At 57.5% G+C, this 24,262-nt stretch carries 22 protein-coding genes; 6 read left to right on the plus strand and 16 right to left on the minus strand.

Features of this window, described 5'->3' with window-relative positions; genetic code table 11:
- Positions 1–32 precede the first annotated feature (32 nt).
- Together rlmD and cysM are read right to left on the minus strand one after the other, a co-directional pair.
- Positions 33–1,370 (minus strand): 23S rRNA (uracil(1939)-C(5))-methyltransferase RlmD, encoded by a 1,338-nt coding sequence (gene rlmD, locus SIC19_RS04530; RefSeq protein ID WP_051946599.1) that lies wholly within the window; start codon positions 1,368–1,370, stop codon positions 33–35.
- Positions 1,371–1,406: 36 nt separating this feature from the next.
- A complete protein-coding gene (cysM, locus tag SIC19_RS04535; RefSeq protein WP_036204217.1) occupies positions 1,407–2,300 on the minus strand; it encodes a cysteine synthase CysM in 894 nt (297 codons plus the stop codon).
- 247 nt (positions 2,301–2,547) lie between these two features.
- On the opposite strand from cysM, the gene SIC19_RS04540 reads away from it, so the two are divergent.
- A complete protein-coding gene (locus SIC19_RS04540) occupies positions 2,548–5,436 on the plus strand; it encodes an ATP-binding protein (protein WP_075195976.1) in 2,889 nt (962 codons plus the stop codon).
- A 15-nt stretch (positions 5,437–5,451) separates the two neighbouring features.
- Here the strand turns inward: SIC19_RS04540 and pdxJ are convergent, their stop codons facing one another.
- The 13 genes from pdxJ to rpoE form a co-directional block, all read right to left on the minus strand.
- Complete coding sequence (gene pdxJ, locus SIC19_RS04545) at positions 5,452–6,186, minus strand: pyridoxine 5'-phosphate synthase (RefSeq protein WP_075195977.1); 735 nt, start codon at positions 6,184–6,186, stop codon at positions 5,452–5,454.
- Between the two features lie 4 nt (positions 6,187–6,190).
- Positions 6,191–6,919 (minus strand): DNA repair protein RecO, encoded by a 729-nt coding sequence (gene recO, locus SIC19_RS04550; RefSeq protein WP_041335061.1) that lies wholly within the window; start codon positions 6,917–6,919, stop codon positions 6,191–6,193.
- A 7-nt stretch (positions 6,920–6,926) separates the two neighbouring features.
- Entirely contained in the window at positions 6,927–7,844 is a 918-nt protein-coding gene (gene era, locus SIC19_RS04555) for a GTPase Era (protein ID WP_036204205.1), read from the minus strand.
- Positions 7,844–8,533: a ribonuclease III gene (rnc, locus tag SIC19_RS04560; protein WP_007152064.1), complete on the minus strand. Its 690-nt coding sequence runs from the start codon at positions 8,531–8,533 to the stop codon at positions 7,844–7,846. Before rnc ends, era begins: the two co-directional genes overlap by 1 nt.
- Complete coding sequence (locus SIC19_RS04565) at positions 8,530–8,919, minus strand: DUF4845 domain-containing protein (protein ID WP_036204200.1); 390 nt, start codon at positions 8,917–8,919, stop codon at positions 8,530–8,532. Before SIC19_RS04565 ends, rnc begins: the two co-directional genes overlap by 4 nt.
- Positions 8,920–8,948: 29 nt before the next feature.
- Complete coding sequence (gene lepB, locus SIC19_RS04570; protein ID WP_075195978.1) at positions 8,949–9,734, minus strand: signal peptidase I; 786 nt, start codon at positions 9,732–9,734, stop codon at positions 8,949–8,951.
- 11 nt (positions 9,735–9,745) lie between these two features.
- Positions 9,746–11,548: a translation elongation factor 4 gene (lepA, locus tag SIC19_RS04575; RefSeq protein ID WP_075195979.1), complete on the minus strand. Its 1,803-nt coding sequence runs from the start codon at positions 11,546–11,548 to the stop codon at positions 9,746–9,748.
- Positions 11,549–11,652: 104 nt separating this feature from the next.
- The gene (locus SIC19_RS04580; protein WP_036204191.1) at positions 11,653–14,379 is read right to left on the minus strand and encodes an EAL domain-containing protein; all 2,727 of its coding nucleotides are present in this window, start codon (positions 14,377–14,379) and stop codon (positions 11,653–11,655) included.
- Positions 14,380–14,522: 143 nt separating this feature from the next.
- A complete protein-coding gene (locus SIC19_RS04585) occupies positions 14,523–15,977 on the minus strand; it encodes a DegQ family serine endoprotease (protein ID WP_083637228.1) in 1,455 nt (484 codons plus the stop codon).
- Between the two features lie 106 nt (positions 15,978–16,083).
- Positions 16,084–16,542 (minus strand): SoxR reducing system RseC family protein, encoded by a 459-nt coding sequence (locus SIC19_RS04590; RefSeq protein WP_036204183.1) that lies wholly within the window; start codon positions 16,540–16,542, stop codon positions 16,084–16,086.
- On the minus strand, positions 16,539–17,588 hold the full coding sequence (locus SIC19_RS04595) for a MucB/RseB C-terminal domain-containing protein (RefSeq protein WP_227544260.1): 1,050 nt from the start codon (positions 17,586–17,588) through the stop codon (positions 16,539–16,541). Before SIC19_RS04595 ends, SIC19_RS04590 begins: the two co-directional genes overlap by 4 nt.
- A 41-nt stretch (positions 17,589–17,629) precedes the next feature.
- Positions 17,630–18,199 carry a sigma-E factor negative regulatory protein gene (locus SIC19_RS04600; RefSeq protein ID WP_075195981.1) on the minus strand — a complete coding sequence of 190 codons (570 nt, stop codon included), beginning with the start codon at positions 18,197–18,199 and terminating at the stop codon, positions 17,630–17,632.
- A gap of 14 nt (positions 18,200–18,213) precedes the next feature.
- On the minus strand, positions 18,214–18,831 hold the full coding sequence (gene rpoE / locus SIC19_RS04605; RefSeq protein WP_127402363.1) for an RNA polymerase sigma factor RpoE: 618 nt from the start codon (positions 18,829–18,831) through the stop codon (positions 18,214–18,216).
- Between the two features lie 199 nt (positions 18,832–19,030).
- Between rpoE and nadB the strand changes: the two genes are divergently transcribed.
- From nadB to SIC19_RS04630, 5 genes are all read left to right on the plus strand, one after another.
- Positions 19,031–20,635: an L-aspartate oxidase gene (gene nadB / locus SIC19_RS04610; RefSeq protein WP_177190603.1), complete on the plus strand. Its 1,605-nt coding sequence runs from the start codon at positions 19,031–19,033 to the stop codon at positions 20,633–20,635.
- Positions 20,636–20,685: 50 nt separating this feature from the next.
- The gene (locus tag SIC19_RS04615; protein ID WP_007152075.1) at positions 20,686–20,940 is read left to right on the plus strand and encodes a succinate dehydrogenase assembly factor 2; all 255 of its coding nucleotides are present in this window, start codon (positions 20,686–20,688) and stop codon (positions 20,938–20,940) included.
- Complete coding sequence (locus SIC19_RS04620) at positions 20,924–21,412, plus strand: hypothetical protein (protein WP_075195982.1); 489 nt, start codon at positions 20,924–20,926, stop codon at positions 21,410–21,412. Before SIC19_RS04615 ends, SIC19_RS04620 begins: the two co-directional genes overlap by 17 nt.
- Positions 21,413–21,426: 14 nt before the next feature.
- Positions 21,427–22,425, plus strand: coding sequence for a YgfZ/GcvT domain-containing protein (locus tag SIC19_RS04625; RefSeq protein ID WP_075195983.1), 999 nt, complete (start codon positions 21,427–21,429; stop codon positions 22,423–22,425).
- A gap of 117 nt (positions 22,426–22,542) precedes the next feature.
- Complete coding sequence (locus SIC19_RS04630) at positions 22,543–23,376, plus strand: HDOD domain-containing protein (RefSeq protein ID WP_036204169.1); 834 nt, start codon at positions 22,543–22,545, stop codon at positions 23,374–23,376.
- Between the two features lie 145 nt (positions 23,377–23,521).
- Here the strand turns inward: SIC19_RS04630 and ung are convergent, their stop codons facing one another.
- Positions 23,522–24,262: a uracil-DNA glycosylase gene (ung, locus tag SIC19_RS04635; protein ID WP_036204167.1), complete on the minus strand. Its 741-nt coding sequence runs from the start codon at positions 24,260–24,262 to the stop codon at positions 23,522–23,524.

Genomic DNA, 24,262 nt, shown 5'->3' on the forward strand with positions numbered 1-24,262 from the left:
ATCCGGCCATCCCTGACCGGTCCCGAGAGGCATCAATTATCCACGCGCTCGAACATCGCCATGGATTCAACATGAGTGGTGTGGGGAAACATGTCCATAACGCCCGCCCTCACCAGTCGATAACCATTACGCACCATCACCCCTGCGTCCCTAGCCAGCGTGGCCGGGTTACAGGAGACATAAACAATTCGCTTCGCACCAAAGGCTGTTAGGTATTCACACACCTCCTGGGCTCCGGAACGCGGCGGATCAATCAGGATTTTGTCAAACCCTTCCGCTGCCCACGGTTGTGCTGTGAAATCCGCCTGCAAGTCAGCGCCGTGGAATGCGACATTCGATAGCCCGTTGAGTTCCGCATTTTCCCGCCCGCGGACGACCATGGCATCGTCACCTTCCACTCCAACCACCTGCCCGGCACGGCGAGCCAGCGGCAGGGTGAAATTACCCAGTCCGCAAAACAGGTCCAACACCCGCTCACCGGGCTGGACGTCCAGCCACTCGACGGCCCGATGTACCATGTTTCGATTGATGTCCACATTGACCTGGGTAAAGTCCATGGGATGGAACTTCATGGTCAGGTCGAATTCCTCCATGTCGTAGGACAGTCGCTCTTCGCCGGTCTCGGGCCAGATTCTGTGAACCGTATCCGGCCCTTTCGGTTGCAGATAGATATGCAAGTCATGGGCCTGGCCAAAATCGATCAACGACTGCCTGTCGGAATCGCTCAACGGATCCATGTTGCGGAATATCATCGCCGCCGAATCGTCGCCGCAGGCGACTTCCACCTGCGGTATGCGACGATAGGCGTCCATGCCATGAAGAAGTTCACGTAGCGGCGTGATGCGATCGCCGATACGCGGATCCAACACCACGCAACGATCAATATCGGTCAGGAAACTGTTGCGCTTTTCCCGAAACCCGACCAGCACCGATTCCCGTGCTGGCACGTATTTCACGCCCAGCCGTGCCTTGCGACGATAGCCCAGAGCCGGGGAACGCATGGGCGCCACCCACTCGTCCGGTTCAATGCCCCCAAAATGGGCAAAATGCTCCCGCAGGGTATCTTCCTTGAACCGGATCTGGGCATCGCCACTCATGTGCTGAAGACTACACCCACCACACAGGTCGGCAAAGTCGCAGGGCGGAGTCATACGCGCGTCGTCGGCTTCAAGCACTTCCACAGCACGTAATTCATCGAACTTGCTGCGTGTACTGGTAAATTTGGCCATGACCGTCTCGCCAGGCAGGGCGCCGTCGACGAACTGTGCCTTACCGTTGTCCCGGGCGATGCCCCGGCCATCGTGACTGAGGGTTTCAATCACACAGCGCACCGGTTCGCTTGGCAGGGCCTTCCTGCGTCTTCTACTCATAGAAAGTCTCTTAACTGGATTCAGGTCTTGATGGGTTCAGGCACCGGGAAACACACCGGTGGAAAGGTAACGATCACCCCGGTCACAGATAATGGCCACGATCACCGCGTTTTCAACCTGTGCGGACAGCTTGAGGGCTGCAGCGATGGAGCCACCTGATGAAACACCACAGAAAATGCCTTCCTCGCTGGCCAGGGCACGCATGGTGTCCTCAGCTTCCTGCTGGCCGATGTCCATGACCGTGTCCACACGGGTGGCATCAAAAATTTTCGGCAGGTACGGCTCCGGCCAGCGCCGGATACCGGGGATAGACGCTCCTTCCTGGGGCTGCAGGCCAACAATCTGGATATCGGGATTCCGTTCCTTGAAATACCTGGACACGCCCATGATGGTTCCGGTGGTACCCATGGAGCTGACAAAATGCGTAACCCGCCCTGCCGTCTGCTCCCAGATTTCCGGGCCGGTGGTGCGGTAATGCGCCAGCGGGTTGTCCTGGTTGGCAAACTGATCCAGCACTTTACCCTTGCCTTCCGCCTCCATTTGTTGGGCCAGGTCGCGGGCGGTTTCCATGCCTTCCTCTTTGGTGACGGTGACAATCTCCGCCCCATAGGCGCGCATCGACGCTCGACGCTCCTCGCTCATGTTCGCTGGCATGATCAGCACCATACGGTAGCCCTTGATGGCAGCCGCCATCGCCAGGGCAATTCCGGTATTTCCACTGGTGGCTTCGATCAGGGTATCGCCTGGTTTGATTTCACCCCGGCGCTCTGCTTCCTGGATCATGCTGATAGCAGGACGATCTTTCACCGAACCGGCGGGGTTATTACCCTCAAGCTTGGCCAGAATCACATTGCTGGTCTCGCCCGGAAGTCGCTGCAGACGCACAAGAGGCGTATGCCCTACATAATCTTCGATGGTCGGGAAATGCATGTTGTAACCTTCCTCAATTCTTCCGGAACCCGCCGCCAGCGGGTAACGCCGACGACACAAGCCTGTGATACACTCCGGGTTCGCATGATACGCGGAATATCCGCAGTCTCCCAATACAGCTTCTCGCTATATCCATGACTGTGGGCTATATCCGGGGACGCCATCACGGCCAGACTGCGTGGAATCAACTATTCTGACAGGGAAGAATGCCGGATATCAGGCCGGCGACGTCAATCGGGAACTCACTATGCGGCGCTGGGGCATACGCAAAAAAGTACTGGTGGTGACACTCGTCCCCACCCTTCTGACCACGTTGATGCTGGGGCTTTTCTTCACCTACAGCTGGGTCAACAACATTGAAAGCCTCCTGCAGGATCGTGGCGAGTCGCTTTCGCGGCAGCTGTCAGCCGGCTCGGAATACGGCCTGTTCACTGCCAACAGAAGCCTGCTCAGCAGCCTCTCCAACGCCCTTCTGGAAGAGCAGGATGTGCGCTCGATTACCTTCTTCGACAGCGAGCATAACCGGCTGCTGCACACAGGCCCCGGCAGCTCCGACGATATTGGCAAGGACACGTTGACCGGCGAAGAAGCGGTACGGGTTACCCGCGCCGACAGTACTGTTTTCGTGACACCGGTCTATCTCCAGGACCTGATGATCGAAAGCATGCTGGACCCGGATTCCCGCCAGAACGTGGGGGCGGGCAAGAAACCGATCGGCTGGGTAACCGTGGAGATGTCCCACATACGCACCGAAAAGGAAACCTATAAAGCACTGCTGATTTCCCTGTTGCTCGTCTTAGGCGGCGTACTCCTCAGCCTGATGATTGCGCTACGCATGAGCCGCTCGTTTACCGATCCTGTCTTTGAACTCAATGAGGCGGTGGCCAAACTCAAGGAAGGCAAACTGGACACTCGGGTCTATACCCGCGCCGGCCCTGAATTCGAGCAATTGGAATCTGGCCTGAACGCCATGGCCGGGGAACTGAGCAAAGCCCAGGCGGAAATGCAGCAGAACATTGACCAGGCCACGGAAGACCTGAGAGAAACCCTGGAAACCATCGAAATCCAGAACATCGAACTCGATTTCGCCCGCAAGGAAGCCCTGGAAGCCAGCCGCATCAAATCGGAATTCCTGGCCAACATGTCCCATGAAATCCGCACCCCGCTGAATGGCATCATCGGCTTCACCGAGTTACTGCTTAAAAGCCCGCTACCGCGCCAGCAGCGGGATCACCTGAGCACCATCCGCAAGTCATCGGAAATACTGCTGACCATCATCAACGACATTCTGGATTTCTCCAAGATCGAGGCCGGCAAACTCATCCTCGACCGCATTCCCTTCCAACTCCGGGACATCGTAGAAGAGGTCATGGTCATGCTGGCTCCGGCGGCTCACAGCAAGAACCTGGACCTGGTACCACTGGTCTACAATGATGTACCCGACAACATCATGGGCGATCCCCTACGGGTAAAGCAGGTGATCACCAACCTGGTCAACAATGCCATCAAGTTCACCCAGACCGGTGAAGTGGTCCTGCGCGCCAGCCTTGAAGAAGAAGATAAAGAGAGTAACCGGATCACCCTGAGACTCAGCATTACCGATTCCGGTGTCGGGCTCTCGCGAGCTCAGCAGCAGTCCCTGTTCAACGCCTTCAGCCAGGCCGACGCGTCTACTGCCCGGCAATACGGTGGCACCGGACTGGGGCTTGCGATCTCCAAGCGCCTGGTTGAGGAAATGGGCGGCAAGATCGGGCTTGAGAGTGAGCTGGGCAAGGGCTCCACGTTCTGGTTTACCCTGACCTCGGAACTGTCTTCTAACGGCGAAGCCATCGCGCCCAAAGACTCTTTGCGCGGCGAAAGGGCCATCTACCTTGACCAACAGAAAACCACCGGCCTGGCGGTAGAACATATGCTCCGGGAATGGGGCATGACGGTCGACCGGGTTTCATCACCGGGTGCCATGCAGGAGCAGATAGAGGAAGCTCAAAAAGAGCAGTCCGGTTACGCCGTTGCGGTTGTCGGCATCACCCGTCACCTGCTGAATTCAAGCCAATACTGCTCGTTAGTACGGTCCCTGGAGCTGGAGCGGGATTGCCGCACACTGCTGCTGACCCCTACCCTTGAAACTCACGATACACCGCTATCGGGGCTGGCCAGTGGCCACCTGACCAAGCCAGTATGCCGCGACTCCCTGTACGACGAACTGTTGCTGCTGGTGCACGGTATCAGCAACCGGCAACGCCAGTTGCCGGATCATTCCCATGCCATTAGCCGTGAGTTGCCAACCCAATCAACACGCGTACCCAGAGTGCTGGCGGTGGACGACAACGATGCCAACCTGAAGCTGGTAATGACCCTGCTCAACGACTGCGGCGTTGTAGCTGAGGGAGCAACCAGCGGCTTTGAAGCGCTGAGCAAGGCGCGCCAACACTCGTTCGACCTGGTTTTCATGGATCTTCAGATGCCCGGAATGGACGGGGTGGAAACCACTGAGAGATTGAGAAGCCTTGATGGCGCCAGCCATCGTACTCCGATCATTGCGCTCACGGCCCATGCCCTTGCAGAGGAGCAGGACCGCCTGATCCAGCAGGGATTCGATGGCTACCTGGCCAAACCCATTAGCAACAGCCAACTGATCGACATTATTCATGACTACACTGGCTATACCTGCCACCCCGACCCGGATGATGGACACCTGCCGGTACCCGAGGTGCGCGATACACGCCGCTCGGTTCGCCCGTCAACCAGAAAGAAACAGCCTGACTGTGTCAGCGTGGCCGAAAGCGTACAGTTGGCCGCCGGAAAAGCAGATCTGGCCGAGGAACTGTTCAGCATGCTGATCGAACAGATCCATACCGACATTAACCAGGTGCCGGCACTCTGGAGCAAAGGCGACATGGACGAGCTACTGGAGTGCGTCCACAAACTGCATGGCGCCACGCGTTACTGTGGCGTGCCGGAGTTACGCGCTGCTGCAAACCAACTGGAAACCGCCTTGAAGTGCGCAGCGCCGGATATGGAGTACCAGAAGAATCAATTGCTTGCAGCCATGGAGCGCTTGCAGACCTGGAGCGAACAAACTGACTGGCAGCAGTTGTTCCGGCAGCAAAACCCTCGGCAGGCAACCGTGGACTGAGGGACGATCAGCGCCTTAGGTTCGGGCGCTTTCGAGGATTGTTTTCATATCCTTTACCGCCTCTTTGAGCCCGGTAAACACCGCCCTGGCAATGATGGCATGGCCAATGTTGAGCTCGTTGATACCCGCGATGGCGGCAACGCGTTCGGTGTTGTGGTAGTGCAGCCCATGGCCGGCGTTGACCACCAACCCTTTCTTGCGAGCGTAAGTCACTGCGTCCTGCAAGGTGTTAAAAGCCGCCTCAACAATCTGAGGGTCTGTCGCTTCCGCGTATTCCCCGGTGTGTAGCTCCACCACCGGCGCACCGCAACGGACTGCCGCATCAATCTGCGCCACATCCGGATCGATAAACAGGGAGACCTCGGCACCAACCTTTGCCAACCTGTCACAGGCTTTGGCCACCCTCGCCTCCTGGCCGTCCACATCCAGGCCGCCTTCAGTTGTCAGCTCTTCACGCTTTTCGGGCACCAGACACACACATTCCGGCCGCACCTGCTCGGCGAATGCCAGCATCGCATCAGTGACCGCCATTTCCAGGTTCATCTTGGTGGTGAGGATTTCCTTCAGCAGGAGCACATCACGGTCCTGGATGTGCCTGCGATCTTCGCGGGGATGGATGGTGATACCATCGGCACCCGCCTCTTCCGCCAGAATCGCAGCCTGTACCGGATCCGGATATCGGGTTCCCCTGGCCTGACGCAAGGTAGCAACATGATCAATATTCACACCCAGCAAAACTCTGGGCTTCATTGAGCTAGAGGTCATTACGGTCTCCTCGATGATGACTGAACAGGCTTCTGCTATGGAGCACCTTGCCCTGCAACAGGTAGTCCACAAGTACCCTTGTTACCCGCTTGGCGATGCGCCGGCACTCCGCAGATTCGAGGTCGCCATCAGCCAGCGCCAACAGTGTATCCCCGGGCAGGTTCCGGAGCCTGGAGCCCGGCGAGGGCTCGGCCAGAATCCCCTGCTCCGGATCATAGCAATAAAGCCCACCGGCCTCGACCGGCTGCCCACTATCCATCGCCTGATCCCAGACGAAGTCATACCCGAGTTCCGCAGCCAGGGATTGCTCGAAACGTCGAAGAACCGGCTCCACGTCACTGGCTTCCGACAACTCAGCAATCACATCAATGTAGGCAGCAAAGAGTTGGTGGTGAGGGTCGGCCATCGGCAGCAGACGCTGCAATAACTCATTCACGTAAAGACCACTGTACAGGGAGAGAGTGCGCTTCAGGGTGGGGCCGCTGCGAACGTCCGCCTGAGTCAGCGTCTTCAGGTCGCTGCGTCCGGTCCAGTCCAGCAACAGAGGCTGGAACGGTTGCAACTGTGCCTTGAGCGGGCTCTTTGCGCTGTTGCCACCACGGGCAATCACGGTTACCCGGCCCGCGTTGAGGGAAAACACATCCACCATCAGACTGGTTTCGCGCCAGGGCCGGCGGTGGAGGACATACGCGGGCTCCTGTTGCATTGGCCCCGTCATAGCTGCCTCAGAAGTCGTTCATACCCAGGCTTTTCAATGCCCGGTCGCTGTCCGCCCAACCTCGCTTGACCTTGACCCAGAGCCTCAGCATGACTTTACTGTCGAACAGGCGCTCCATATCTGTTCTGGCTTCCTGACCGATGCGCCGCAGGCGTTCGCCCTTGTCGCCAATAATGATCTTCTTCTGGCCCTCACGCTCTACCAGTATCAGCGCAGAAATGTGAAGAGTCTTACCGTCCTTGCGAAATTCTTCGATCTCGACCGCCACGGAGTAAGGCAGTTCTGCTCCCAGTTGCCGGGTAATTTTCTCCCGCACCATTTCGGAGGCCATAAACCGCTCGCTGCGATCCGTGATCTGGTCATCCGGGTAAAAATGCACACTTTCCGGCAGGAACCGACTGACCGCAGCCTCCAGCGGCTCCAGGTTCATCCCCTTGAGAGCTGATAACGGAATGATCTCGGCAAACTCGCGCTTCCGGGATAGCATATCGAGGTGCGGCAACAGGGCCTCCCGATTTTCAATGCGGTCGACCTTGTTCACTGCCAGAATCACCGGGCACTTCAGGCTACTGAGCTTCTCCAGAACCATTTCGTCCGCCGTCGTCCACGCCATCTGGTCGACAACAAACACAGCAACATCGACATCCTTGAGGGCCGATGTCGCCGCCTTGTTCATATACCGGTTAATAGCGCGAGGTTCTTCTTCGTGCATTCCCGGCGTATCCACGTAAATTGCCTGAACCGGGCCTTCGGTCTTGATGCCCAGTACCTGATGACGGGTTGTCTGGGGTTTACGGGACGTAATACTGAGCTTCTGGCCCAGAATGTGGTTCAGCAATGTGGACTTGCCCACATTGGGCCGACCGACGATCGCCACAAAACCACAACGGCTGTCCGGGTTTTCCGGACGAGTCACATCATTCATCAGTCATTCTCCACACCCAGTTGCTTAAGGGCATTGCGGGCGGCCTGCTGCTCGGCGATTCGACGGCTATTGCCAGTGCCGGTCGTTTTGCGGTCCAGCGATGGCAGGGCACAGGAAACATGGAACGTCTGGGCGTGGGCTTCACCGTCCACGGAAATGACGTCATAGCGAGGCAGCGGAAACTGCCGTGACTGCAGGTACTCCTGGAGCCGGGTTTTGGGGTCTTTCTGGGTATCCTGCAGATCCAGCTTCTGAAGGCGCACCTCAAACCAGCGCAAAACCTGTTCCCGACAGGTGTGAAAATCACTGTCCAGGTATATGGCACCGATGATGGATTCAACAGCGTCGGCAAGAATGGATTCACGACGGAAACCACCGCTCTTCATTTCACCGGAACCCAGCCTGAGGTACTTGCCCAATTCGAATTCACGGCCAATTTCCGCGAGGGTTACCCCCTTGACCATACGGGCTCTCAGACGGCTCAACTGACCTTCCCGGGCTTTTTCAAAATGCAGGTACAGGTATTCAGCAATGACCATGTTAACGATGGAATCACCCAGGAACTCCAGGCGCTCATTGTTCTGGTTGCCAAAACTCCTATGGGTCAGCGCCAGCAACAGCCGCTCAGGCGTCTTGAACTGGTAGCCGATACGTCGCTGTAACTGCTCGAGATCCGGTTGCGAACTCACTTGCCCTTCATCTCATACTCATGTTGAAAATGGATAACGGTATCCACATTACGGAACAGGTTGTTACGGACTTCGTAATCCACATTGATGATGACCAGATCCCCGTCCTTCTCAACGGTGATGTTCTTTTCATCAAAACCGCGAACATTGTTCACGCTAAGTCGCTTGTTTATCAGACTTCTCACCTGAGCAGGCCCCATGGTGGAAAGATCCTCTGTTCCTTCCAGGCTCTCAAGCGCTTCCTGAATGGTAATGTCATCAAGATACGCTGGCCCCAGCTTGATGGCCAGTGTCAGCAAGCCGCCGAAAAAGAGCACCATAATCATGATAACGAGCGCCGATGCACCCGACTGCCGATGCATGGAGGAAAGACTGTTCTTCTTCATGTTAGATACACCCCTGAATAACAACGTACTTATTCCAAACCGCCCACTCGGTCAAAGGATGGCAGACTGGTGAGCGATTGCCAGTGCATCCAGATCGCGAACGCCTTGCCAACGACCATTTCATCCGGAACAAAGCCCCAATAGCGACTGTCATTACTGTTGTCCCGATTATCACCCATCACGAAATACTCGCCTTCGGGCACCACCCACTCGCCTTCACCAGAGCGCCCCGTGCGCCCCAGGGTCAGGAAGATGTCGTGCTCAACGTCGCCCAGGTATTCACGTCTCAGCTCCACTGGTGGCAGCCGGGCAACAAAGCGTGTCTCCACTTTATCGCCATTGATAAACAGCTCCCGATCCTGGTATCGGATACGGTCTCCCGGAAGCCCGACCACCCGCTTGATGTAATTGGTGCTGCCGTCATCCGGATAGCGGAACACCATGATGTCACCGCGCTGGGGGTCATCCACTGCCAGGATTTTGTTGCCCGCAACCGGCAGGCGAAGCCCGTAGGCGTATTTGTTAACGAGGATGAAGTCTCCGACTTCAAGGGTAGGCAACATGGAGCCGGACGGAATCTGGAAAGGCTCCACCAGAAACGAGCGCAGAACCAGCACCACCGCCAGCACCGGGAAGAACGAACGGCTAAGATCAACGAGGTAGGGCTCCTTAGGTTCTTCCTCAGCCTCAACCTCCCCGCTGGCGCCTTCTACAACCGCGAGCCTGCGCTTACGCAGAAATACAACATCCAACAGCCAGATCAGCCCCGTTGCAAACGTCAGAACAACCAGAACCAGGGGGAAATCAATATCCATTCAGGTGCCTTTTAGTTATCCACTTTCAATACGGCAAGGAATGCTTCCTGAGGCACCTCAACATTGCCCAGTTGCTTCATGCGCTTCTTACCTTCTTTCTGCTTCTGCAGCAGTTTCTTCTTCCGGCTGACGTCGCCACCGTAACACTTGGCGGTGACGTTTTTGCGAAGCGCCTTGACGGTCACTCGCGATACCACCTGATTCCCGATAGCCGCCTGAATGGCGATGTCGAACATCTGGCGTGGGATCAGCTCTTTCATCTTGTCGATCAGGGCGCGACCCCGGTAGTGGGACTGGTCCTTATGGACAATCAGCGCCAGTGCGTCCACGCGCTCGCCGTTGATCAGCACATCGAGGCGCACCAGGTTGGCCGCCTGGAACCGCACAAACTGATAGTCCAGCGATGCGAACCCGCGGCTGGCGGACTTGATCCGGTCGAAAAAGTCCAGCACCACCTCGGCCATCGGCAACTCGTAGGTCACCTGAACCTGAGTGGACATAAAGTGCATGTTCTTCTGGATGCCGCGCTTTTCCTCACAGAGGGCGATCACGTTGCCCAGGTGTTCCTGGGGCACCAGAATACTGGCCTCCACGATTGGCTCGCGCATCTCCTCGATGGACCCAATATCCGGAAGACTGGACGGATTGTCTACCGACAGCGTCTCACCCTGTTTGGTAACGACTTCATAGATAACCGTCGGGGCCGTGGTAATCAGGTCAATGTCGTATTCCCGCTCCAGCCGCTCCTGGACGATCTCCATGTGGAGCATGCCCAGGAAGCCGCAACGGAAACCGAATCCGAGGGCATCCGAGCTCTCCGGTTCGAAGAACAGCGAGGCGTCGTTCAGGGTCAGCTTTTCAAGAGCATCCCGGAAATCGTTGTAGTCATCGGAACTGACTGGAAACAGGCCCGCATAGACCTGAGGCTTGACCTTCTTGAAGCCGGGCAGCATCGGGATGTCGTCCGAGCCTTTCTGCTGAACGATGGTGTCACCCACCGGCGCCCCATGAATGTCCTTGATGCCGGCCACCACAAAGCCGACATCCCCGGATTCCAGAATATCCGTGTCTTTGGGTTTGGGATTGAAAATACCGACCTTGTCCGCATTCCAGGCCTTGCCTGTCGACTTCATGACGATCTTGTCGCCCTTCTTGAGGGTGCCCTCAGTCACCCTGACCAACGACACAACCCCCAGGTAGTTGTCGAACCAGGAGTCAATAATCAGTGCCTGCAAGGGCGCGTTTCGATCACCCTTGGGTGGCGGGATTTTCCTGATCAGATCTTCCAGAACATCCTCGACGCCCAAACCACTCTTGGCGCTGCAGCGCACGGCGTCGGTTGCCTCTATACCAATGATGTCCTCAATTTCCTGGGCTACGCGATCCGGCTCAGCCTGCGGCAGGTCCATCTTGTTGAGCACCGGAACCACTTCCAGCCCCTGTTCAATCGCGGTGTAACAGTTGGCGACAGACTGGGCCTCAACGCCCTGACCGGCATCCACCACCAGCAACGCACCTTCACAGGCGTACAGTGAACGCGATACCTCGTAGGAGAAGTCGACGTGGCCGGGTGTATCGATGAAATTCAGTTTGTATTCAATGCCGTCCCGAGCCTTGTAGTTCAGAGTCACACTCTGGGCCTTGATGGTAATACCACGCTCACGCTCAAGATCCATGGAATCAAGGACCTGCTCAGCCATCTCGCGTTCTGTCAGGCCACCGCAGATCTGGATAAAGCGGTCTGCCAGAGTGGATTTACCATGGTCAATATGGGCGATGATCGAAAAATTTCGGATTCGGCTCAGTTCAGTCACAGACAATGAATACTCGCAAAAGACGAAGGATTGAGCCCGGAAGGGCCGTTGCCGGAGTCCGGCGACGGCGTGATTTTACCGGTTACCGGCCGCTATTGCCATGATCAGGAGATCAGCGGCCGTTCATATTGCCGAATAAGGAAGCCGATAAGCGCATCCTCGTCCAGCGGGTAACTGAACAGGTTGCCCTGACACTGGGCGCAACCGGCGCTTTTGAGGAAGCTCAACTGCTGAGGCGTTTCCACACCCTCGGCAACAACGGTCAAGTGTAACTTTCTGGCCAGTGCGATCACCGCCGAGGCAACATCGGTTGCACTGACGTTGTACGGGATGTCGCGAATAAAACGATGGTCAATCTTGATAACGTCCAATGGCAACTGCTGGAGCGCCACCAGAGAACAGGAACCGGTGCCAAAATCATCCAGGATCAGGCAGACACCCATGTCGTGCAGCGACACAAGGAGCTCTCTCAGCATGCGCGGGTCTTCATTCAGAAGCTCCGCTGGCATTTCAAGTTCAAGCCGCTCTGGCGACACCCCCGTTTCGGTAATGACCTGGCGCATCATATCCAGAAACCCGGAATCCGTCAGTTGGCGAACGGACAGGTTGACCGCCATTTTCAACGATTCAAACCCAGCCCGTTCGAGGGCCTGAACCTGGATACAGGCCTGCCTCAGCGCCAGCTCGCCAAGGCGTATGATCAGGCCCGTTTCCTCGGCCAGGGTAATGAATTGCTGGGCACTGACCAGCCCCTTCTCGGGGTGGTGCCAGCGCAGGAAAGCCTCGACGCCAATCACCCGCTCACTCTCGAGATCCACCTTGGGCTGGTAATGCAGCACAAACCGATCGCCTTCCAGTGCGGTCGCCAGTTCTTCCTGCTGAAGCAGCCGCCTGGCGGCCTTGATGTTCATGGCCGGGGTAAAGAACTGGTAGGTGTTGCGCCCTAACTCCTTGGCCCGGTACATGGCCAGGTCGGCGTATTTCATCAGCGTACCAGGGTCCTCACTGTCGTGAGGGATCATGGTAATACCGATACTGACGGTAACCCCCACTTCGTGATCGTTGAGACGAATTCGCTGGCACAGCCTCCGCAGTATGGCTTCGGCAACCTTGCCAGCGTCATCGGGACCGCTGATTCGTGACAACAGCACCACGAACTCGTCGCCACCCAGCCGGGCCACCGAATCTTCCTCCCGCACGCAGCCGGATAACCACTGGGAAACCTGCTTCAGCAGTTCGTCGCCACTATCGTGGCCGAGGGTATCGTTGATACGTTTGAAGCCGTCAAGATCCAGGAACATCAGGGCGGCCGGCTCTTCGGTGCGACGACTTCTGCGCACCACATGGTTAAGCCGGTCACGGAACAACTGGCGATTGGCAAGCCCGGTCAGCGGATCGTAGAACGCCAGGCGATGCAGCTCCGTCTGTGCGGCTTTCAGCTGGGTCAGGTCACGGAGGCTCAACACCACCCCATTCACGCCGGGCACCGTCAGCATGGCTGTGAACGTGCCTTCCATATCCCGCCACTGACCTTGCGCATCGCGTATACGACCACGGATCACCGGCATCTGCTTCCCAGGTGATTTGACCGCTTCATCAAACCCGGACTTTAACTGCGGCCAATCCTCGGCATGCACCAGGGAGGCCAACTCCAGACCATAAACCTTGTCGGGATCGAAGCCCAAAATGTCGTGACTGGACGGACTGGCGTAACGCGGCGTGCCATCGCGATCCAGCACAAGAGTCACGTTCGCGGCACCTTCGGTAATAGCCCGGTAGCGACCCGCGCCAATCTGCGCCATGATCCGGCCGCGAATCATGGTCAACACGAACAGGAACATCAGCAGACTGATAACAATACCGGAACCGAGAACGATGGGCGGTCGCGGATCAGACGCCAAGTAGTCAAACGCCGGTGTGGAACGGGTTTGCAGCAACCAGTCGCGCCCACCGTGGGTAATGGTCTGACTCATTTCAAAACTGAAATCCTCATCCAGGGAGCCCAGGTTTGACCCATACATCTGCGTATCCCGTGACACCTCCCCGCTGTCGTATATTTTCACGTCCAGGAATGGCGAGATCAGGCCGACGATGCCATCGAGCAGGGTGTTCATCCGAAAGGCACTGAACACATAACCGGCGAGCATCATCTGCCGCTCAACACGACTTTCAGGTATTTCCCCACCCTGGTAAACAGGGTAATACATCAGGAAGCCAGCCTGATCCTCCGCCACTTCCTCCTGAACCAGCACGACTTTACCCGTCACTTTTGGCTCGGCATGGTCCCGTGCCCTCGCCATGGCATGCCGGTGCACAGGATCACTGAAGGCGTCGTAACCAAGTGCCTTGCGATTCCGCTCTGTTCCGGGCTCCAGATACACCATGGGGTAGTAATCCGGCCCGGTACCAAGAGGCGTCACGAGGTAATTGAGGACACCATCTTTCCTGACCGACGCGATGTGGTCCGCCATCTGGCGGACACCTATTCTTTTCACGTAGCCAATACCCTGGATGCCCGGGTAATACCGGTTGATATCCACATTGTCGACGTATTCACGCCAATCGTCCCTATCCACTTCACCGGCAACGGCAAACAGGCCCGCACTGCCGGCCAATACCTGCTCATAATTCAGCAGGCGCTCTTCAATAGCAGTTCGCAGCTGTAGTGACTGTGTTTTGAAACGGGCTTCGGTACGGTCTTCGACCAGGCGAATGGAAACTTGCCATAACAGGACGGTGACAGCGAGAGATGCAATCAGCACTAGCCATGCTGCCCACGAGTAGCGCAGCTGGAGCAGTTTCCGGAGGGGAAGTTCCTTTCTGTTCATCATTCTCGTGCAGGTCCGATCCGTGGCCAGTAATCTGATTATTTTGGGAAGTATAACAAAAGCCCCACTGGCTGTCGTTTAAACGACCCCCAGCAGGGCTCTCAGTTTTGTACCATTTTGTGTCCGCCGATCCGGCGGATCAACCGTCAGGGCTTCATCACCAGATAAGTGGCCCGCCCCTGGCGAACAACGCGCACCGAGACGGCGCTGTCGTCTGGCAAGGAGGATACCGCTTCGCGGAAATCCTCCACAGAGGTGACTTTGCGGCGGTTCAGCTCGGTGATCACATCCCGTGGACGGATACCCGCATCAAGCGCTGGCCCGCGGGCAACCTCTGCCACAAGCACGCCCCCAGATATCCCCAGCGACTCCTGAAGCTCAGTTGGCAGAGGCTCAACCGTCATCCCCAATGGCGCCGATGATGGGCCGTTGTTGCTGGACGCCGGAGCGGAGGCCTGCTCCGAACCCTCTTCCGGCAGTTTGCCGATTTCAACGTCCAGTGTAATCTGCCGGCCTTCCCTCATTACTTCCATGGTGGCCGTTTCACCGACCGGCGTACGGCCTACCATCGGCGGCAGATCCGAAGACAACGTCACGTCCTCGCCCTCGTACTCGAGCACAATATCACCCGCCTGCAATCCCGCTTTCTCGGCAGGCGAGCCCGCCATCACTTCTGCAACCAGGGCGCCTCGAGGACGCTTAAGGCCAAATGACTCCGCCAGATCTCGATTAACCTCCTGTATCAGCACACCCAGCCAGCCACGGGACACCGATCCATCGTCCCGAAGCTGCCGGAACACATTCATGGCATCATCAATGGGGATTGCAAAGGACACCCCCATGAATCCACCCGAGCGGGTGTAGATCTGGGAGTTAATACCCACAACCTCGCCGTCCAGGTTAAACAGTGGCCCGCCGGAGTTACCCGGGTTGATAGCAACGTCAGTCTGGATAAACGGAACGTAGTTTTCCGATGGCAGTGAACGGCCCAGGGCGCTGACAATGCCCGCTGTTACGGTGTAATCAAAACCAAAGGGCGAGCCGATAGCCAGGACCCACTCACCCACTTTCAGGTCATTGGAGCGCCCGACCCGCACCACAGGCAAGTCGTCGCCGCCCTCAATCTTCAGAACCGCCATGTCCGAACGTGGGTCGGTGCCAATCAGTTTGGCAGGCAATTCCCGACGGTCATTCAGGCGCACAATGATCTCGTCGGCCCCTTCCACCACATGGTTATTGGTCAACACATAGCCATCACTGGAAACGATAAACCCGGACCCCATGGACTGACGCGGGGCTGAACCACCAGGGCTGCCGCCAAACGGTGACTGGGGACCGCGGAAGAAATCCTGGAAAAACTCCGGTAACTGCTCAAGCTGTCGATCGTTAAAAGGGAGACCGTTTGAGCGGCCACGATTCGCTGACTTGGGCTCGGTCGTTGTACTGATGTTGACCACAGCATTCGAGTTCTCTTCGACCAACTCGGTAAAGTCAGGGAGACTGCGAGCTGAGACAGACTGAGCCAGAGACAAGGGAACAAGAAGACACAAAAGATACCAGACGAACACAATGGAACCCTGGCGCTGAGGCCGGCGCAGCATGTCTTGATCGTTCTTTACTTCAGGCATTAAAGACCCCCTGTTCAGCGGACGTTATAAACTCAATGTGCGGTCAAAGCCGATAATTTCAACAGAGCCTGTTGGAACATCATTCCGGGGAAGCGACCACCCCCTGCCTGACCTCCACCAGTGTCGGCTCCCAGGTTCCCGCTTTACGTGACTGCCCCCTGCGAGCGGCCAGGAAGCCCAGGGCAAGTCCCGCCGCAGCACCCATCATGGCGACGGCCTCACTGGCCGCGTGGCCTGCCGACAACTGGTGCCCCAAAACAGCCCCGGCCACCATCGACACCAATGGCAGGGCGTAAACAAGCAGGGAAGCACCAAGCAGCGCGGACTCATCAATGGCCACCGTCACCTCATCACCCACCTCGGCACCAAGGCTGTTGGCCACCAGAACCTGATTGGCCCTGCCTCCTGAAACACCGGCCAGTGCACGCTGGCCACAGCCATGACGAGCCGAGCAACTTTCACAGGCGCTGGTGCGAATCGTCTGCACCCATACCCGGTCGCCGGCAACACCGACAACCCTCCCGGTTTCCGTAATCATTTCCGGCCTCCGCCGAACGCCAGGGTATCGTCAATCGTCACTGATTCGGCCACCTTACGGGCCGTCGTCGGTGGAACTTCCCCAACCACAGTCACGAAAAACGCGATGTCATCCACACTGAGCTGTTTCATGTACACCGTGGTGGCGCCAATTCGCGAAGCGCCGGTGGGCATCACCATCTTCCGTGCTGGTTCGACAAACACAGAAAAGGCTGCCAGCCCATCCGAGAACGCCACTGCCTGCCCTTTGCCTGATCGCGGGGCAGCGGCGGGAACAAAACCATCCGGGCGCCACTCGAGCGTCCAACCATCCATCCGTGCCGCGGGAGACGACGTCTGTTCCGGTTTCAATTCCCGTTTGATGGCCTCTCCCTCCGTTTGCACGATAAATTCGCTATCCGGGAGAGAGTCCGTTATTTCAAGGCTGGTGAACTGAAAATGCTCAAGCACCTCACCGCCGACGGAACGCACATGGCTCTTCACCAACAGACCGGTGGATTTTTCCAGCCATAACTGGTGACTGTATCGAAGATCATCCCTCGCCCTGAGCCCGAGCTTGACCACATCGTAACCAGCAATACGATCATCGCCCACCAGCTCTGGCTGATACCATTGACTGACCGGCATCAACTGATGGGAAAATGCCTCGGCAAAAGGACCCGACGGAATAACCTGATCCAACTGGATGCGCCCATGGTCAGGAAGCACACAGACAACCCGCATCCCCTTTCGCACGATCTCACCGCTGGCTCCGTCCTGCAGAACCAGCCGCTCTTCCACCATGCCATCCCGATACCGGTGCGCAATCTGCATCGAACTGACCTGATCACCCCGGGCATACACAAAGACGCCGCGATAGGACGTCATGTTGAGGGCAGGACCAAGACGGTTGAGCCAATATTCGGCGCTCTGTTCATTCTTCCCGGCGCTCTCCGCCGTCTCGGCAGACACTTGCCCTGTCAGAACGGTGAGCAACGTCAACATGACCAGCCCGTGCCTGATTGCACCAGGGAATCGACTCTGGATTGCCATTGCGATTCTGCCCATCAGCCGTTTAACTCCAGCCAGTGTCCTGCAAACATGAAACGTCAATACCCTGGTCCGGACGCGCTAACGACACGCGCATAGCCAACGGAGCCTCGACCGGCTCCTACGCTGTTATGTTGGGCGTGCTCAAGAAGATAGCGGCTAAGATGTTCCCATTGCTCTTCATCAAGTCCTTGCAATGCCACCTCCGGCACCGGCTCGACCGCCGACTCCTGCCGATCCTGTTCTTCTGAAACGCCCGCGGCTGCAATCGCTCCACCATCTTCGGCGGACTCCCAACCAGCACCGGCGCCAAAACCAATCACCGCTGCCAGTGTGACCATCGCAACCGCTGGCCAATGCCAGTTTTTGTCCCGGCGGGGCATCGAGCCGACTGTCGCGGCAGGCGATACCGCACCGCTGCCATCCAGAACATCCCTGACCCCAGCACTGACATCCACAGCCTCCGGTGCCACGCTGCCCTGATGCATGAGATCCCGCACCTGCTGCCAACGCTGCCACTGCGAACGAACCTGATCCTGCTCAGCGTGTGACAGCAGTCTGCGAACTGACAATTCGTCTGCCTCGTCATCCATCATTGCCGACAGCGTTTCTTTGAGACGATCATCCATAGGATGCAACCTCATTACGTCCGGGAATCATTTAACAAAGGGCCCAGGTGGCGATCCACTGCATCCCGTGCCCTGAATATTCGTGACCTTACCGTGCCGATGGGGCACTCGAGAATACCGGCGATGTCTTCGTAACTCAGCCCATCGTACTCCCTGAGCAAAAACGCAGATCGAAGCTCCTCCGGCAAGTTTGATATCGCCACCCTGAGCGCGCTCTGCAACTGATCCCGCTGCAACAGTTTCTCCGGTGACGCATTGTCCCTGAGTCTTGAACCGTCGTCGTAATTCTCGGCTTCCCCCGCGTCGGCACTGCCTTGCGGACGACGCCCGCGGGACTCAAGAAAATTCTTGGCCGTATTCACGGCTATACGGTACAGCCAGGTGTAGAACGCGCTGTCTCCCCGAAAACGGTCAATCGCCCGGTACGCCTTGACGAAGGTTTCCTGGGTAAGGTCCATCACCTCCTGGCTGTCGTAGACATAACGACTGATAATCGACGCAACCCTGGACTGATATTTGACAACCAGAAGATCAAAGGCGGGCCGATCACCATGACGGACCTTTCTTACCAGCTGAAGGTCTGTCTGGCTTTCGCTGCCGTCTTCCTTGTGTCTTTCTGTATCCGCATTCATGGACGGAGTGCCGGAGTTGCCATAGCGTTCGACCGTCTGGCCCACTTGCCTGCTATTCAATGGAATCATGCTGCTGTCCGGCATCCGATGAGTCTACAATGCCCCCTTTTATCCGGGAGCACCCCGTCAGGCCAAATAGACAGCGAGCGCAAAGTTTAGTTCAATACACATCCACATTATGGCCCGCGATTACGACCCGATGCCACAGTCCTACGAATTCGATGTCCTGATTGTCGGCAGCGGTGCTGCCGGCCTCACTGTTGCCCTGAATTTGCCCGAGCACCTGCAGATCGCCGTCATCAGCAAGGCCGATATCAGCAGCGGCGCAACACTCTGGGCCCAGGGCGGCATTGCCGCCGTGCTGGATGACGACGACTCTCTTGAGAATCACGTCAGCGACACCCTCAACGCCGGGGGCGGCCTCTGCCACGAGGATGCTGTCCGGTTTACGGTTGAGCATGGCCGCGAGAGCATCAACTGGCTGATCGACAGCGGCGTCACCTTTACCCGCGATGACCAGTCCCAGTACCACCTGACACGGGAGGGCGGGCATAGCCACCGCCGCATTATCCACGCGGCCGATGCCACCGGCCACGCTGTTTCCACCACCCTGACGTCCCAGGCCCAGGCGCGCCCCAACATTACCCTGATGTCCCGCAGGGTTGCCGTAGACCTGATCACCAATCGCAAGCTGGCATTGCCTGGAAACGCGTGCGTAGGCGCCTACATACTGAACCTGGAAGACAACCATGTCGAACTGTTCCGGGCCCGGTTCACTATCCTCGCCACGGGCGGCGCCAGCAAGGCGTATCGCTATACCACCAACCCGGACGGAGCTTCGGGAGACGGTATAGCCATGGCCTGGCGCGCCGGCTGCCGGGTCGGCAATATGGAATTCAACCAGTTCCACCCCACGTGCCTGTACCACCCACATGCCAAGTCGTTCCTGATTACCGAGGCAGTGAGGGGTGAAGGCGGTGTGCTGAAGCTTCCGGACGGCTCCCGCTTTATGGATCGCTTCGATGATCGAGGCGAGCTGGCGCCCCGGGATATCGTGGCCCGCGCCATCGACCACGAAATGAAACGGCTGGGTGCTGATCATCTATACCTGGACATCAGCCATAAACCGGCCGAGTTCATCAAACAGCATTTCCCAACCATTCGCGAAAAATGCCTGACGTTCGGGATTGATATCACCAAAGAACCGATCCCGGTGGTACCCGCCGCGCACTACACCTGTGGCGGCATACTCAGTGACGAACGCGCCCGCACCGACATCAACCAGCTCTATGTTGTCGGCGAGGCCGCGTTTACCGGTCTGCATGGCGCCAATCGCATGGCCAGCAACTCCCTGCTTGAATGCCTGGTCTACGGCCGTGCCGCCGCTGCGGATATAGCGCGACGGGAATCGGACATTCCCGCACCACCCCAAGCACCGGACTGGGACGAAAGCCAGGTAAGGGATTCCGACGAAGACGTGGTAATCTCCCACAACTGGGACGAACTGCGGCATTTCATGTGGGACTATGTTGGCATCGTTCGTACGACCAAACGCCTGCAGAGAGCCAAGCACCGGATTGATCTGCTGGAACGGGAAATTGGCGAGTTCTACAGCAACTACCGCGTCTCGAACGACCTGCTTGAGCTGCGCAACCTGGTGACCGTGGCGGACCTGATTATCTGTTCCGCGTTGCAGCGCCGGGAAAGTCGCGGCCTGCACTACACACTGGATTTCCCCGGACTACTCCACGAGGCAAGGGATACTGTACTGGTTCCCACCACTTACCGACGGTCGTCTCCCTGAAGGAAATGGCTCGGTCCACTCCAATGCCCACTGGTTAACTGAGAGAATCAATGTCTGACAATACTGAATTCAACCGCCTCTACTGGCACAGCCGCCGCGGCATGCTTGAACTGGACGTTTTGCTGATCCCATTCCTTGAGAACGCCTATCGAGATCTTCCCGCTGAGGACCAGGCACGGTACCAAAAGCTGATCAACTGCGAGGACACCGATATGTTCGAGTGGTTCATGCAGCGCAGCCGCCCGGAAGATCCCGACCTGCAACGCATCGTTGACCTCATACTGAACCGTGTCCAGCCGGATTGAACTGGCACTGATTCCATCCCACGCTGTCGGGTTACTGTGCGCCCTGCCCTGGCTGGCGCTGACCCTGTTCGTATCCGCCGTAGCCAGTGAGTTCAGCCCCCTCCTTCTGGTGCTGGCTATCCCCTCACTCGTGGGTGCGGTTTTCCAGTATCGCCGAACCGGCTTGCTGGTCGGTCCGGAAGCCGTAACCGAACTACGGGTTGAGGGCGAGCAATTATACGTGCGCCTTCGCTCTGGGCAGGACCGCGCTGTCCAGGTTGCGGACGAAAGTCGTCTGGGTGCCCACTTTGCGATCTTGAAACTGCAGCATTCCGGCACCATATCGTGTACATATCCTGTTGTCCTGGTTGCCGTTACGCCGCGGTTTCGCAACATCCCTTCCGATGCATTCCGCCGTTTGCGGGTCTGGCTTCGCCTGGGCCCGACCTCTGGCAGCAAGGCATCTGGTCGCCAAACGCAGGAAATCCACTGATTCTGGAGTGTTTCATGTCAGACATCGAAAGTCCGTTGGCCAACCATCCGCTTCCCCAGCCCCGCTGCGTTTTCATCTCTGACCGTGTCATGGTTCGAATATCCGGGCCAGGCACTGACAAGTTCCTGCAGGGGCAGTTCAGCCAGCAGATCGACGATGTCACCCAGGGTCATTCGCCAAGAGCGGCAGCCTGTACACCCAAGGGGCGCGCCTATTGCCTGACCCGGTTGGTGAGGGATGGTGATGACATATTGATGGAGCTGCCAGCGGATCTCTCCGACGGCACGGTGACTCATTTGCGCAAGTACCTGATGTTGTTCCGTGGTACGTCAATGGAGGTAGAGTCGGACGCTCGGATCATCGGACTTCTGGGCGATGCCGCAGTAGAAAAACTGCTGCCAGAAGGCACCGGTGCACTGGCAGTCGCAGGCGATTCCGTGAAAATCAACGGAGGCCACGTGATACGTACGATGGACACCGCCGAGGGCATGGCTCGCTATGAACTCTGGCAAACGGGTGATCTGGACACATCGCTACAACAGGCTCTGGCGGACATTCCTGCAGCCCCCCTCGCCGATTGGCAGGCTTCCGAAATTGCTGCCGGCGTAGCATCGCTCACGGCCGCCACCACGGAGAGCTTCGTGCCGCAAATGCTGAACTGGCAGCATGTTGGAGGCATCCACTTCAAGAAAGGCTGCTACACCGGGCAGGAAGTGATCGCGCGCATGCACTTCCTGGGGCAACTCAAAAAAAGCCTTTTCCGGTATACCTGCAGCGATGCCGGCACCCTGCCTGCCCCCGGTGAGTCGCTGCTGGACGGAGATCGGTCAGTGGGAAATGTCGTGAATTCTGTTGGTTTCTCTCACGGACACTCGGAGATTCTGGCCGTTGTGCGCCACGATGCGGCGGAGAAATCATTGGTACCCGAGAGCGCCTCCGACGCGGTTCTGTCACTGCGCCCCTTGCCGTATTCTGTTCCGGAGCGTGAAAAAACCGACACGCCTGATACATAAGTTGACAGGAAGAATCCCGATAATTTGCTATAAAGTACGTCATATACATGAACATATTAGCCTTTCCGGACGTTCCTGCCGGCCAGGTGACACTTAACAGGCGGATTCAAACTGACTATGTCCAACATTGTAGAAACCATAAAAACCGACCTGACCGACGCTATTGAAAACGACAAACTGGTACTTCCGACACTTCCGGAAGTTGCGCTTCAGGTACGCGACATCGCAGAAAACGAGGACTCGGCCATTATTGACCTGGTGAAGGTCATCAGCAACGACACGGCCCTGTCAGCCCGTATCATTCGAGTCTGCAACAGCCCGCTATTTCGCGGCAGCCGGGCGATTGAGAACTTGAATATGGCGGTTGGTCGCCTGGGCATGGCTTATACCAGCAACCTGGCGATGGGTCTTGCCATGGAGCAGATGTTCCAGGCCACTTCGGACATGATCGACAAGCGCCTGCGTGCCACCTGGCAAAAGAGCACTGAGGTGGCCGGGGTGTGCCATGTGCTGGCACAGCATTACACCAATCTCAAGGCAGACCAGGCCACCCTGGCCGGGTTGGTTCACCTCATCGGGGTGTTGCCGATTCTGCGCTATGTGGAAGACCGGGATATTCAGATCAGTAGCATCATGCTGGACAATGTGATTGATGAGATTCATCCGCGTATCGGGGCGACGATTCTGCAGAAATGGGATTTCCCGAAAGAACTTCAGAATGTGCCTCTGGAATACGCGAACCTGCATCGTGAGGTGCCGGCAGCGGATTATGCGGATCTGGTGATGATTGCCAATCTGCAGTTGATTGCCGGGACAGATCATCCCTGGACGGAGGTGGACTGGAAGACGATTTCGGCGTTTGATCGTCTTGGGTTGGATCCTGAGGTGGATATGAGCGAGGAAGAGGACCTGAATGCGCAGATGGAAGCTGCTATGGCGCTTCTTCAGTAGGTTTGGGGGCTGGCCGAAGGTGGGGGTATTTTTCTTCGGGAAAAGAACTCGCTTCGCTCGGACACCTTTTCCTGTCAGAGAAAATACCCCCACCTCCGGCCGATCAATACAGTTGCGGGCCGCTCTTTCGGGCCGCTTCATTTTTTCAGGATTGGCTCTTACCGTATTGTTCCAGTAGCTGCGATTTGTTTGGCAAAGACCAATCAACGGTCGGCAGGCCCTTCTGCTGTAACCACTCGTTGGCCCGGGAAAAATGCTTGCAGCCGAAGAAGCCGCGGTAGGCGCTTAACGGCGATGGATGTGGCCCGTCCAGTACCAGATGCTTGCTTCGGTCGATGTGCTGGCCTTTTTTCTTGGCGTAGCTTCCCCAGAGTAGAAACACCACCCCTTCACGCTCGCGGTTAATGGTTTCGATGACGCGGTCGGTGAAGGTTTCCCAGCCTTTGCCCTGGTGGGCGCCAGCTTGGCTCTGGACAACGGTGAGAACGCTGTTGAGAAGGAGCACGCCCTGCTCCGCCCAGGGTTGCAGACAGCCGTGGTCTGGGGGCTGAATGCCGAGGTCGGCGTGGATTTCTTTGAAGATGTTGACCAACGACGGCGGCGTGGCCACGTGCGGGCGCACGGAGAAGCACAGGCCGTGGGCCTGGCCGGGACCGTGGTAGGGGTCCTGGCCGAGAATAACCACGCGCACCTTATCCAGCGGTGTGCTGTTCAGGGCGTTGAAGCAATGCTGGCTGGCGGGGAACAAGGTCTTTCCCGCCTGCTCTTCCGCCGCGAGGAATTCAGCCAGCTGCTGCATGTAGGGCTGACGGAATTCGTCACCAAGGTGCTCCGTCCAACCTCGCCCTGATTTTAGCTGGCTTGCCAGTATCTCCACCGGCTGCAT

The sequence above is a fragment of the Marinobacter sp. MIT930201 genome, from assembly GCF_047122665.1.
In the GTDB taxonomy this organism is placed as follows: Bacteria; Pseudomonadota; Gammaproteobacteria; order Pseudomonadales; family Oleiphilaceae; genus Marinobacter; species Marinobacter salarius.